Here is a 12,013-nt window from a genome sequence, read left to right as displayed (position 1 = left end):
GGATAGGGTCGTCCTCGCGCGGCCTACAGGAGCATCACATGACCGACATGAATCCAGGCTTTTTCGGCAGGATAGGCATTGCCTTCGGCGCCTTCTTCGGCATTCTCGGCAATGCATCGTTCGCGGGCCGCGTGCAGCGCCTGCGCGAAGCGCCCGAAGCGCCTGAAGCCCCCGCAGCCGCGCCCGATTTCAAAGCCGAAGCGCCGAAGCCTGCCGCCGCGCCGGTTCAACCCGCGCCGTCCGCGCTGAAGGAGGCGAGCCCGGTCGCCGCGTTGCAACTGCTCGGCCTTTTGCAGCGCGACGCGCGTTTCATCGATTTCGTGGAAGAAGACATCGTCAATTACAGCGACGCCGATATCGGCGCGGCCGCCCGCCTCGTGCACGACGGCTGCCGTAACGTGCTGCGCGAGCATTTCACGGTCAAGCCCGTGCGCACCGAAGCGGAAGGCACGCGCATCACGCTGCAGGAGGGTTTCGATGCCGCCGCCATCCGGCTGACGGGCAACGTAGTCGGCAAGCCGCCCTTTTCGGGCAGCATCAGCCATCGTGGATGGAAGGTCGAGGACACGCGCCTGCCGAAGCTCGCGCCGTCCCATGATGCGAGCATCGTCGCGCCCGCGGAGGTGGAACTGTGAGCGACATTCAAGCGAACGATAACCCGGCGCGCTACTCGATCGGCGTCGATCTCGGCACGACGCATTGCGCGCTCTCCTACGTCGACATGGGCGCGAGCGACGGCGAAAAGACCGCGCAAGGCGTGCTGCCCATCTCGCAACTGACCGCGCCCGGCGCCGCCGAAGAACGCGATCTTTTGCCCTCGTTTCTCTATCTGCCGCACGAGAACGAGCTCGCGCCCGGCGATCTCACGCTGCCGTGGACGCAGGAGCGCAGGTTCATCGTCGGCGAACTCGCGCGCAGCCGGGGCGCGGGCACGCCGATCCGCCTCGTTTCCAGCGCGAAAAGCTGGCTGTGCCATCCGGGCGTCGATCGCCGCGCGTCAATCCTGCCGTCCGATGCGCCCGAGGAAGTCGAGCGCGTGTCGCCGCTGGAAAGCTCGGTGCGCTATCTGACGCATTTGCGCGAAGCGTGGAACCACGCGCATCCCGATGCGCCTTTCGATCAGCAGGACGTCACCGTGACGATTCCCGCGTCCTTCGATCCCGCCGCGCGCGAACTCACCGCCGAAGCCGCCGCCGCAGCCGGCTACACGCGCATGACGCTGCTCGAAGAGCCGCAGGCCGCGCTCTATAGCTGGATTCAAAAATCGTCGGGCGGCTGGCGCAAGCAGGTCAAAGTGGGCGATGTGATTCTCGTCGTCGATGTCGGCGGCGGCACGACCGACTTGTCGCTGATCGCGGTCGTCGAGCGCGAAGGCAATCTGGAACTGCATCGCGTGGCCGTTGGCGAGCACATCCTGCTCGGCGGCGACAACATGGACCTCGCGCTCGCGCATACCGTCGCGCGCAAGCTCGCGCAATCGGGCACGCAGCCCGATCCGTGGCAGTTGCGCGCCCTCACCTACGCGTGCCGCTCGGCGAAGGAAACGCTGCTTTCCGATCCGTCCGTCGATGCGGTGCCGCTCGTCGTCCCGAGCCGCGGCTCGAAGCTGATCGGCGGGTCGCTGCGCACCGAACTCACGCGCGCCGAACTCACGCAGATCCTGCTCGAAGGCTTTTTCCCGCAAGTCGATGCCGCGGCTCGCCCCGTTTCGCGCGCGCGCGTCGGTCTCACGCAACTCGGTCTGCCGTACGCGCAGGACGCCGCCGTCACGCGCCATCTCGCCGCGTTCCTCGGCCGTCAGGTCAACGCGCTCACGGAAGTCGAAGGCCTGCAGCATCAGGCGCCGCAGGGCGCGACGCTGCTGCATCCGACCGTCGTGCTGTTCAACGGCGGCGTGTTCAAGTCGCCGCTGCTCGTCGAGCGCGTGATGACGACGCTGAATTCATGGCTCGCCTCCGAAAACGCGCCCGCCGCGCGTCTGCTCGAAGGCGCGGACCTCGATCTCGCGGTGGCGCGCGGCGCGGCCTATTACGGCTATGTGCGGCGCGGCAAGGGCGTGCGCATCCGTGGCGGCACAGCGCGCGCGTACTACGTCGCGGTCGAATCGGCGATGCCGGCCGTTCCCGGACTGGAGCCGCCCGTGCAGGCGCTGTGCGTCGCGCCGTTCGGCATGGAGGAAGGCACGGACGCCGAATTGCCCGCGCAGGAATTCGGGCTCGTCGTCGGCGAGCCGGTGCATTTCCGCTTCTTCGGCTCCTCGGTGCGTCGTCAGGATCAGGTCGGCACGCTGCTCGATTACTGGCAACCGGACGAATTGCAGGAACTCGAAGAGATCGAAGCGTCGCTGCCGCCCGAAGGCCGCACGCCGGGCGAGGTCGTGCCCGTCAAGCTGCACGCACGCGTGACCGAAGCGGGCACGCTCGAACTCGAAGCGATTCCGCGCGGCTCGTCCGAGCGCTGGAAGGTCGAGTTCGACGTGCGCGGCGGCGCGAACGCGGGCGCGGATCAGGGCATGGGCCTGTAAGTGTCCGGGCGCAAGAAAAAGGTGTCCGGCGCGCGGTACAGCGTCGGCATCGATCTCGGGACGAGCAATACGGTCGTCGCGTACGCGGAAATCGGCTCGAACGATATCCGCGTGTTCGACATCGACCAGCTCGTCGGCGCGGGGGAAGTCGCGGCGCTGCCGCTTCTGCCGTCGCTGCGCTATCACTTCGCGCCAGGCGAACTCAAGTCCGAGGATCTGCAATTGCCGTGGGGCGAGATGGAAGCGCCCGCCGTCATCGGCAGATTCGCCCGGATGCTCGGCGCGCAGGTGCCGGGACGGCTCGTGTCGAGCGCGAAAAGCTGGCTGTCGCACGCGGCGGTCGATCGCCTCGCGGCCATCTTGCCGTGGGGCGCGGGCGACGACGTCGAAAAAATCTCGCCGGTGATGGCGAGCGCGAGCTATCTCGCGCACGTCCACGCGGCGTGGAACGAGCGCTTTCCGGATGCACCGCTCGACACGCAGGACGTCGTGCTGACCGTGCCCGCCTCGTTCGATGAAGGCGCCCGCGCGCTGACGCTCGAAGCCGCGCGCATGGCGGGACTCGAAAAACTGCGGCTGCTGGAAGAGCCGCAGGCCGCGTTTTACGACTGGCTGTTTCATCATCGCGCGACGCTCGCGGATGATCTGAAGGCGACGCGGCTCGTGATGATCGTCGACGTCGGCGGCGGCACAACCGACCTCACGCTCATCCAGGTCGCGATGGAGAACGGCGAGCCGGTGTTGACGCGCATCGGCGTGGGCAACCATCTGATGCTCGGCGGCGACAACATGGATCTCGCGCTCGCGCATCTCGTCGAGAAGCGTCTCGCGGGCAGCGATACGCGTCTTTCCGCCGGACGCCTGTCGCAACTCGTCGAGCGCTGCCGCGCGGCGAAAGAGCAATTGCTAGGCGACAACGCGCCCGCATCCACGTCGATCACGCTGCTCGGCGCGGGCTCGAAGCTGATCGGCGGCGCGCGTTCGGCCGATGTCACGCGCGACGAGATCGAGCGGATCATCGTCGAAGGATTCTTTCCGATGGTCGCCCCGAGCGATCGCCCCGGCCGTTCGCGCGGCGGCATCGTCGAATTCGGGCTGCCGTATGCGAGCGACGCGGCCATCACGCGGCATATCGCGGCGTTTCTCGGCCAGCATGCCGGCGAGGCGAAGAAGGCGCTCGGCCTCGTCGATGCGCCCGCCGAAACGCTCGCCATTCCGGACACCTTGCTGTTGAACGGGGGCGTGTTTCGCGCCGCTCCGCTCGCGCGCCGCATCGCCGATACGCTTTCCGGCTGGCGCGGCGAAGCCGTCAACGTGCTCGCGAACGGCAATCCCGATGTCGCGGTCGCGCGCGGCGCGGTCGCCTACGCGCTCGCGCGCGCGGGCAATGCGCCGAAGATCGGCGGTGGCTCGGCGCGCAGCTTCTTTCTGCTGCTGGAAGACGATGCCAACGCGATGCGTGGCGTCTGCGTCCTGCCGCGCGGCACCGAAGAAGGCCAGGCGATCCATCTCGCCGATCGCACCTTCGCGCTCACGCTCGGCGCGCCGGTGCGCTTTCACCTGGCGTCGTCGGTGTCGGAGACGGCTTACGAAGCGGGCGCGCTCGCAGACCTCGCGGCCGCATCGGGCGATTTCATCCGTCTGCCGCCGATCGCGACCGTCGTCGATCCGCATGCCGCCGGCAAGGGCCGAGCGCGCGAAACGGCGGTTCAGCTGACGACCTCGCTCACCGAAGTCGGCACGCTGGAGATGCACTGCATCGCCGTCGACGATCCCGCGCAACGCTGGCTGCTCGAATTCCAGTTGCGCCGCGAGGCGCCGCAGACCGACGAGACCGTGAGCGAATCGCATCCGGCGCTGCCGAAAGCCATCGAACTGATAGACCGCACGTTCGGCGCGAAGTCGCACGATGTCGGGCCGAAGGAAGTCAAACGCCTGCGCGCGCAGCTCGAACAGACGCTCGGCCCGCGCGACACCTGGGACATCGCACTCTTGCGCGAGGTCTTCGGCGCGCTGTTCGAGCGCGCGAAAAAGCGCCGCCGCACCGCCGATCACGAGCGTCTGTGGCTCAATCTCGCGGGCTACTGCATGCGTCCGGGCTTCGGGCATCCGCTCGACGAATGGCGTGTCGAGCAACTCTGGACGCTTTTCGATCAGGGCATTCAGTACAGCAACGAAAGCCAGATCTGGTCCGAATGGTGGACGCTCTGGCGCCGCGCGGCCGGTGGCCTGCCCGAAGCGGCGCAACTCAAGCTGCTCGACGACATGGCCTTCGTGCTGCAACCGCCCGGCACGAGCCGCTATCGCAAGGCGGCGGGCGCTGCGCGCGCGGGCTACGAGGACATGGTGCGGCTCGCGGCGTCGCTGGAACGCGTGCCGGTCGAGCGCAAGATCGAGGTCGGCGAATGGCTGCTCACGCGCCTGAAAAAGCCTTCGGAGAGCGTGCAAAGCTGGTGGGCGCTGGGCCGCATCGGCGCCCGCGCGCCCTTTTACGGCAGCGCGCACGGTGTCGTGCCGCCCGAGGTCGCCGTCGTCTGGCTCGATGCGATCCTCGCGCTCGACTGGAAGAAGGTCGATCCCGCCGCGTTCGCCGCCGTGCAGATCGCGCGCATGACCGGCGACCGCTCGCGCGATCTGCCCGACGATGCGCGCGCGGCTGTCGTGCAGCGTCTCGAAACGATGGGCGCGGCGCAGGCGTGGATCGCGATGGTCCGCGAGACCGTCGAGCTCGATCGCGCCGACGTCGGACGCGTGTTCGGCGAAACGCTGCCGGCGGGGCTGAAGCTCATCCACTGATCGCGCTCGTCGCGCTCGTTGCGGGCATCGGGCGAAATGCTTCGCTCTCAGAAGTTTTTGGCCGATGCGCCGCGCGAGAAGCCCGCCGAGTCTTGAATACCGGCTGACCGCATCCTATGGTTATCAATGTGTCGATATGGACACATACTGAAGGAGGTCAACATGCCATCCCCACGCAAGGCTCAAGCGAGCCAACCCGCAGAAACGGAAATGTCGAGCCGCAAGAAAACGGCCGGCAGCAAGGCATCGCCCGCGAAGGCCGCAGGCGCGAAGGAAACGCAGGTCACGAAGCGCACCACCAAGGCCAAACCGAAAAGCTGAACGGTTCTCCTCGAGACCGCCCTCGTCATCGTGCGGGGGGCATTCGTTGTGGCTGTCCTTCGAATCGGCGGGCAAACGATCAAACGCCCGCCGATCGGCTCCCTTCCTCCTTCCTTCCGTCTCGCCGCGTGCCCTCGCAACTCGCCAAAAAAGCGCAATAATTGCCGGAGATAATGGCCGATTGCTAAAAAAAGGCGTATTTGTCTGACCGCGTTGGCATAAAGTAGATATCCCGATTCCCTGAGCGAGCATGAAGATGGCCGTACCGCAACGCGCCGCCGGCGTGCGCAATCCAGGCATTCTTCTCTCGGCGGCCCGCGAGGCCGGCGCGAGCCTGGTGCGCAATCTCTCGATTCCGGCGCCGTTTTCCGATCCCGTCCTCGAAGCGCAGTTTCTCGAAGACCACAGCCAGCGCTTCTGCGCATTCCGGCGCGCGTCGACGCTGCTCGCGCTTGCCATCTGGACGTGCTTCCTCTGGTGGGACTTCAGCTTCGCGCGGGGCAACCGCGCGCTCGATTCGCGCCTGCCCGACATCCTCGCGCTGCGCTTCGCGGGCATCGCGCTGCTGTTTTTTGTCGGCGTGCTGGTGCTGCGGCCGTCGTTCCGCTCGCACGCCACCGCGCAACGCATCATTCTGACGGGCATTTACGGGCTCTTGTGCCTGATCCTCGCAATGGTCGCGATCACGCCCGCGCCCTATAACTACACGCAGCATTTCATCGGGCTGTGCCTTGCGCTGTTCTTCCAGTTCAGTTTCTTTTATCTGCGCTCTCGCGTCGCGCTGACAGCGGGCATCATCACGCTGGCGTCGATCGTGGTGTTGCAGGTGACGATTCATCTGCTCAACCCCGAGGATTTCTTCGCGGGGCTCTTCTATATGTTCAACGTCGTGGTCGTGGGGCACGGCGTCTGCACGCACGCCGAGCGCGTCTCGCGCGAGCGCTATAGTTCGGAGCGCGCGCTGGCTTCCCTCAACGACGAATTGCGCACCGCGAATGTTTCGCTCGGCCGCAAGAATCGCGAGCTCGAAGTCTCCAAGAAGGATCAGGAGAACAAGACCAACGCGCTGCTCGCGCTGCGCGAACAGCAGATGATCGCCGCGCAGACCGCGAGCCGCGAGAAATCCAACTTTCTCGCCGCGGCGACGCACGATCTGCGTCAGCCGATGCACGCGCTCAATCTGTTCCTGCAGGCGGCGGCCGAGGCCATCCGCAATGGCGAATTCGATCAGGCCGAACGGCTCATCAACGAGTGCGGGCGTTCGTCCGTTATCCTCGCGCGGCTGCTGAACGCGGTGCTCGATCTCTCGCGGCTGGAATCGGGGCGCGTCGTGCCGCGCTATCACGTATTCGACGTGCGACAGATCGTCGAGGAAGCCGCCGAGCAGTTGCGTCCGTTCGCGATGAGCCGCGGCGTCGAATTGCGCCTGCGGCTGCCGAAGGACGATGTCGTCTGCGTGCGCAGCGACGCGCACTGGCTCGGGCGCGCCGTGGCCAATCTGGTGTCCAACGGGATCAAGTATGCAGATCAGAGCAAGACTTCGAAGCCGACCGTGATCGTCGGCGTGGTGCGTTCGCCGACGCGCGCGCGTATCGACGTGCTGGATAACGGCATCGGCATTCCGGCCGATTATTTCGATGCGATTTTTCAGCCGTTCTTTCAGGTCGACAATCCCGAGCAGGATCGCGACAAGGGGCTGGGGCTCGGGCTGTCGATCGTCAATGCGGTGATGTCGATGCTCGATCAGCATCGCATCGAACTGAAGTCCACCGAAGGGCGCGGTTCGCGCTTTTCGCTCGAAATGCCGCTGTGCGGACCGTCGCCCGACACGCCGTCGGCGCGAGCGCCGGCGCGTTCCGAGGCGGCGGAAATGGCGCAGCTCAAGGGGCGTTATGTGTTGCTCGTCGAGGACGATGGGCTCGTGCGGGCGTCGACCGAAGCGCTGCTGTCGCAATGGGGCGTGCTTTATGACTCGGCGGCGAGCTTCGAGGAGTTCGAGACGATTCTCGGCGATATCGAGCGGTTTCCGGATCTCATCATTACCGACTTTCGACTGCGTGATGCCAAGACCGCGCGGGAAGTGGCGATGCTCGGTGCGACGCGGCTTGGGCGGCCTTGTCCTTGTCTCGTCGTTACCGGTGAACCGGCCGCGTGTATCGTGCCGCTCGCGTGTGAGCAGGACGTGCTTTCCAAGCCCGTTAGTCCTGGGGAATTGCGGCGTGGGATGCTTGCCTTGATTGCTGGTTTTTGTGACTCGGGTGCGTGAGTCTTTTTTTCGCCGGATCCCGGTTTCGCGTCGGTCTATTAGCACTGCCCCTGTGCGGGGCGGCACTCACTTTCTTTGCTGCTGCAAAGAAAGTAAGCAAAGAAAGCAGCTTCCGATACGCCCGCGGTCACACGCAATTTGGGTAGTCCTCTCGTCCATCGTGGGCTGCCTAAAGAGTGCCCCCAAACACCCCATCGGGCTTGGCTCGCGCACGGTCTGTGTCATCGCACCACACAACAAACTGGTTCAGCACCAAATAGCTCCGGCCCGCTTCGCGGCCGATGGGTCAATCGGGGATGCATGTGCTCCGCTACTAACGTCTCCATCTCACCGCAAGTGCCGCACGTTGGTTTCCCTTGCATACCCGGCGGCAGCGCGTAGCGCTGTGCCGAAGCTCTTTCGTGCTGAACCAGCGCGCTCAACGTATTCGGGCGGCGGACCGTGCGCGATCCAAGTCCCGTTATTGTGATGAGGGCACTCTTTAGGCGAGTGCCATCGAGGACGAGAGGACTACCCAAATTGCGTGTGACCGCGGGCCTGAAAAGCTGCTTTCTTTGCTTACTTTCTTTGCAGCAGCAAAGAAAGTGAGTGCCGCCCCGCACAGGGGCAACGCTAATAGACCGACGCCAATACGGGATCCGGCGAAAAAAAACCTCACCCCCGCAACCGCCCCCCCAACCAAGCCCGCAACGCCTCAACCTCCTCCATACAAACCGAATGCGCCATAGGATAGGCATGCCATTCGACCTCACACCCTTGCCCGCGAGCGAATTCGCACGCCTGCTCACCGAGAGCCACATTGAGTACATCATCGAAGCTCCCATGCGCGGCAAAGATGGGAACCGATCGGTTCGCTTCGGAAAGCGATTCATCGATCAGCCCTTCGGAAGGAATGTAGCCCGACAGCACGATCAACCCAGCGAGCTTCTCGGGATGAGTGAGCCCCGCCTGATAGGTCATCGCACCGCCCTGCGAAAATCCCGCGATAAAAATGCGCTCACTGGGAATTCCCCGCGCGTTCTGCGCCTCGATAAGCGCCCGCACGCGCCCGACCGAAGCGACGATGCCCGCCTCGTCCACGCGCCGGTTGATGCCCTCGAACGACAGAATGTCGTACCACGCGCGCATCACATAGCCGTTATTCGCCGTCACGGCGATCTCCGGCGCGTTCGGAAACACGAAGCGGATCGCGGGCGCATCGGCGAGACGCAATTCGGGCACGAGCGGCACGAAGTCGTTGGCATCGGCGCCGAGGCCGTGCATCAGGATCACGGCGAATTCGGGATTCGGCGCGGTTTCGATCTCGATGGTCGAAGCTTGATCGGTCATTGCCCTTCACTCCTCGTCAGATGATGGGAACGAGAATCTGCACGATGCCCACGACCGACACCAGCCACACCAGCGAGCGCACGAACGGCACGCCGGCAGCGTAGAGCGGCACGTAGACCAGACGCGCGACGAAATACGCGAGCGCGCCATAGTGCGTGAGCGTGTTCTCGCGCCCCGTGACGTGCACGATCAGCACCGCAATGGCGAAAATCGGCAGCGTCTCGAACAGATTCGACTGCGCCCGCATCAGCCGTCCGGAAAGCTTGCTGGGCGGCGGCGTGGCGGCATCGCGCGGGCCGGCCTGGTATCTGATGCCGACTTCGCGGTTGCGCACGACCGCAGGGAGCAACACTTGCACCAGCGCGAGCACGAGCGTCCAGGCAAGCATCGTCAGTTCGAAACTCATGGCGTCTCCACAGTAAGAAATAGCCACGGCGGACCGCGCCCATGATGCCACCGCGATCCGCCAGCGTGTAGTCTTGAACGTGATCCCCTACGAGTCCTTCATCCATGCATGCGATGACCCTTCGTCTGTCGCCCGGCGACGATCTGCGCGCCGCGCTCGATCATGCCTTCCGCGCGCACGCGCTCTCCGCCGCGTTCGTCCTTCAGGGCATCGGCAGCCTGAACGTCGCGCGTCTGCGCTACGCGGGCCGCGACGAAGCCGTTGAATTGCGCGGCGATCTCGAAATCGTCACGCTCGCCGGCACGCTGTCAGCGCAAGGCCCGCACCTGCACATGAGCATCGCCGATGCCGATGGCCGCGTCTCCGGCGGCCACGTCACGCCGGGCTGCATCGTGCGGACGACGGCGGAGATCATCGTCGCGCATCTGCCCGGCGAAGGTTACACGCGTGAGCACGATGCCGCGACGGGCTTCGCCGAACTCGTCATCCGGGCGACGTGACAGCATCCGTCGGTTGCGCGACGCCGAGCGCGAGATCGTGGCGCGCGATCATCTCGAATGCTTCGGTCGTCTCCGAATAGTCCCAGCGTTCGACCGTCGCGCGACGCCCGTCGCCATTGCCAACGCTTGCGTCGTGGCGGATCACGTTCACCGAATTGTCGATCGTGCCGCGCGTGCGCGACGACAGCGCCGTGCCCGCCTGCACCGCCCACATGCGGCGCGTGAGTCCCGCGAAGGTATCGTGCAGCGGCAACACGTAGGGCAGATGAATATGCCCGCCGAGAATCAGGTCCGCGCCCGCACGCGCCCAGCGCGGCACCGCGCGCTCGCGTCCGTGCAGCAGATTCTTTTCGTCCTGAGTGCGCGTGACGGCCACCGGCTGATGCGTGACCACGACGCGCAACTGCGCCGCGCTCGCCGCCTCCAGCCGCGCGGCGACGCGCCTCACCTGCTGCATCGACACTTCGCCGTCCTTGTGACGATACGCCCGCGTCGTGTTCACGCCGAGCACGAGCAACCCCGCCGAATCGAACGCCGGTTCGAGATCGGCGCCGAACGCGCGCTGATGATTCGCGTACGGATAACACAGCCGCGCGAGCGGATCGAAAAGCGGAATGTCGTGATTGCCGGGGATGACGAGCGTCGGCGTCGCGCCGAGCGCATCGACGAACGCGCGCGCCGACGCGAACTGCCGCTTGCGCGCGCGCTGGGTGATATCGCCGGACAGCACGACGAGATCGGGAGCGAGTGCATCGGCGAGCCGCAGGAGCGCTGCGACCACCGGCGGCCGCTCGGTGCCGAAATGCGTATCGGAAATCTGCAACAGCAAGGTCATGAGCGATTGGCTTCGGCCACTGTCGGCTCAGGCTTGAGCAGGAAAAGCGGTTTGTCGGACACGCGAAATTCCAGCGGCATCTGCAGTTTCGCGACCTCGCCATCCGTCGCGATCTTGACGAGTCTGCGCTTCTTCGACGGATGCGTCACCGTGATGCGCTCGAACGTGAAGCTCACGACGTGATCGGAATCCGACAGACGCCCCGCCGCGCCGTGCAGCGACAGCCACAGATGCATGAGCCGTCCGACCGGCCGCGGCGCAATCGCGACGAGCAAGCCCTGTTCCAGCGCGCGCGCTTCGTCCGGCATGCCGATCTGCTCCATCTGCAGGCGGTTGTTGCCGACGAAGAGCGTCGACGAGCGAATCTCGGTCGTGCTGCCATCGTGATCGATATGCAGACGCAGATGGCGATGCGGCTTGAGCATCGTGGAAAGCGCCGACCAGAGCGCGACGAGCCGGCTGCGCCCGAATTGCCGCTTGTAGATTTCGCGATCTTCGAGCAAGCGCGGATAAAGCCCTAGGCTCGCGTTGACGAGAAACATGCGCGCGTTCACGAAGCCGACCTGCACCGGATAGGCGCGCGCGTCGAGCAGAAGTTTCGTCGATTGCTCGAGATCGGCGGGAATGCCGTGGTCGCGGCTGAAGTAGTTGAACGTGCCGCGCGGCAGCACCGCGAACGGGCAGCCGGCGTCGTGCGCCGCGTGCGCGACCGTGCAAAGCGTGCCGTCGCCGCCCGCGCCGACGAGCACGCCGCCCGCTTGGCACGCCGCCGCCGCGGTTTCGCGCGCGACGTCCGCGAGACCGCGCGGATCGTCGACGACGCGCAATTCGAAACGTCGCCCGGCCGCGCCGAGTTCGCTTTCGAGCAGGCTGCGGGTCGCGTCGGACTGACGGCGTCCCGAGCCCGCGTTCATCACGATGAAGAACGGCGCGTCGGCGGCGAGCGTTTTTGCGGTGTCGGCGGATGGAGATGCGGATGCGGCAGTCGGTGTCATCGGCGGCGCTCCCTCGATGCTCCGCGCGCGCGGATCGCGCA

The 12,013-nt window shown here is 65.7% G+C and carries 10 protein-coding genes; 6 read left to right on the top strand and 4 right to left on the bottom strand.

Annotated features, from left to right (window positions below; genetic code table 11):
• Positions 1-38 precede the first annotated feature (38 nt).
• The 5 genes from QCE49_RS27615 to QCE49_RS27595 all read left to right on the top strand — a co-directional run bounded on the left by QCE49_RS27615 (position 39) and on the right by QCE49_RS27595 (position 7,907).
• Entirely contained in the window at positions 39-635 is a 597-nt protein-coding gene (locus QCE49_RS27615) for a DUF2760 domain-containing protein (protein WP_250435658.1), read from the top strand.
• The gene (locus QCE49_RS27610) at positions 632-2,524 is read left to right on the top strand and encodes an Hsp70 family protein (RefSeq protein WP_250459869.1); all 1,893 of its coding nucleotides are present in this window, start codon (positions 632-634) and stop codon (positions 2,522-2,524) included. The genes QCE49_RS27615 and QCE49_RS27610 overlap by 4 nt, the downstream gene beginning before the upstream one ends.
• Complete coding sequence (locus QCE49_RS27605) at positions 2,525-5,320, top strand: Hsp70 family protein (protein WP_250459871.1); 2,796 nt, start codon at positions 2,525-2,527, stop codon at positions 5,318-5,320.
• Positions 5,321-5,482: 162 nt separating this feature from the next.
• Entirely contained in the window at positions 5,483-5,641 is a 159-nt protein-coding gene (locus QCE49_RS27600) for a hypothetical protein (RefSeq protein ID WP_160172890.1), read from the top strand.
• A 250-nt stretch (positions 5,642-5,891) separates the two neighbouring features.
• Positions 5,892-7,907 carry a hybrid sensor histidine kinase/response regulator gene (locus tag QCE49_RS27595; RefSeq protein ID WP_241484858.1) on the top strand — a complete coding sequence of 672 codons (2,016 nt, stop codon included), beginning with the start codon at positions 5,892-5,894 and terminating at the stop codon, positions 7,905-7,907.
• A gap of 654 nt (positions 7,908-8,561) precedes the next feature.
• On the opposite strand, the gene QCE49_RS27590 is transcribed toward QCE49_RS27595, so the two are convergent.
• On the bottom strand, positions 8,562-9,236 hold the full coding sequence (locus QCE49_RS27590; RefSeq protein WP_008353612.1) for an alpha/beta hydrolase: 675 nt from the start codon (positions 9,234-9,236) through the stop codon (positions 8,562-8,564).
• Positions 9,237-9,252: 16 nt separating this feature from the next.
• A complete protein-coding gene (locus QCE49_RS27585) occupies positions 9,253-9,642 on the bottom strand; it encodes an MAPEG family protein (protein ID WP_008353613.1) in 390 nt (129 codons plus the stop codon).
• Positions 9,643-9,746: 104 nt separating this feature from the next.
• On the opposite strand from QCE49_RS27585, the gene QCE49_RS27580 reads away from it, so the two are divergent.
• On the top strand, positions 9,747-10,142 hold the full coding sequence (locus QCE49_RS27580) for a PPC domain-containing DNA-binding protein (protein WP_250460388.1): 396 nt from the start codon (positions 9,747-9,749) through the stop codon (positions 10,140-10,142).
• Here QCE49_RS27580 and QCE49_RS27575 read toward each other — a convergent pair.
• Together QCE49_RS27575 and QCE49_RS27570 are read right to left on the bottom strand one after the other, a co-directional pair.
• Positions 10,126-10,977 carry a metallophosphoesterase gene (locus QCE49_RS27575; RefSeq protein WP_008353615.1) on the bottom strand — a complete coding sequence of 284 codons (852 nt, stop codon included), beginning with the start codon at positions 10,975-10,977 and terminating at the stop codon, positions 10,126-10,128. The genes QCE49_RS27580 and QCE49_RS27575 overlap by 17 nt on opposite strands.
• Entirely contained in the window at positions 10,974-11,972 is a 999-nt protein-coding gene (locus tag QCE49_RS27570) for a diacylglycerol kinase family protein (protein ID WP_033537147.1), read from the bottom strand. Before QCE49_RS27570 ends, QCE49_RS27575 begins: the two co-directional genes overlap by 4 nt.
• Positions 11,973-12,013: the final 41 nt, after the last annotated feature.

This window comes from Caballeronia sp. LZ008, assembly GCF_031451435.1.
Taxonomy (GTDB): Bacteria; Pseudomonadota; Gammaproteobacteria; order Burkholderiales; family Burkholderiaceae; genus Caballeronia; species Caballeronia zhejiangensis.
The sequence above is the reverse complement of the archived record's forward strand: the minus strand, read 5'-3'. Positions and strand labels throughout refer to the sequence as shown.

What these genes read in the sequence shown, in the direction of transcription:
- QCE49_RS27615 (WP_250435658.1), top strand. Translation starts at nt 39, where the DNA reads ATGACCGACATGAATCCAGGCTTTTTCGGCAGGATAGGCATTGCCTTC.
- QCE49_RS27600 (WP_160172890.1), top strand. Translation starts at nt 5,483, where the DNA reads ATGCCATCCCCACGCAAGGCTCAAGCGAGCCAACCCGCAGAAACGGAA.
- QCE49_RS27595 (WP_241484858.1), top strand. Translation starts at nt 5,892, where the DNA reads ATGAAGATGGCCGTACCGCAACGCGCCGCCGGCGTGCGCAATCCAGGC.
- QCE49_RS27590 (WP_008353612.1), bottom strand. Translation starts at nt 9,236, where the DNA reads ATGACCGATCAAGCTTCGACCATCGAGATCGAAACCGCGCCGAATCCC.
- QCE49_RS27585 (WP_008353613.1), bottom strand. Translation starts at nt 9,642, where the DNA reads ATGAGTTTCGAACTGACGATGCTTGCCTGGACGCTCGTGCTCGCGCTG.
- QCE49_RS27580 (WP_250460388.1), top strand. Translation starts at nt 9,747, where the DNA reads ATGCATGCGATGACCCTTCGTCTGTCGCCCGGCGACGATCTGCGCGCC.
- QCE49_RS27575 (WP_008353615.1), bottom strand. Translation starts at nt 10,977, where the DNA reads ATGACCTTGCTGTTGCAGATTTCCGATACGCATTTCGGCACCGAGCGG.
- QCE49_RS27570 (WP_033537147.1), bottom strand. Translation starts at nt 11,972, where the DNA reads ATGACACCGACTGCCGCATCCGCATCTCCATCCGCCGACACCGCAAAA.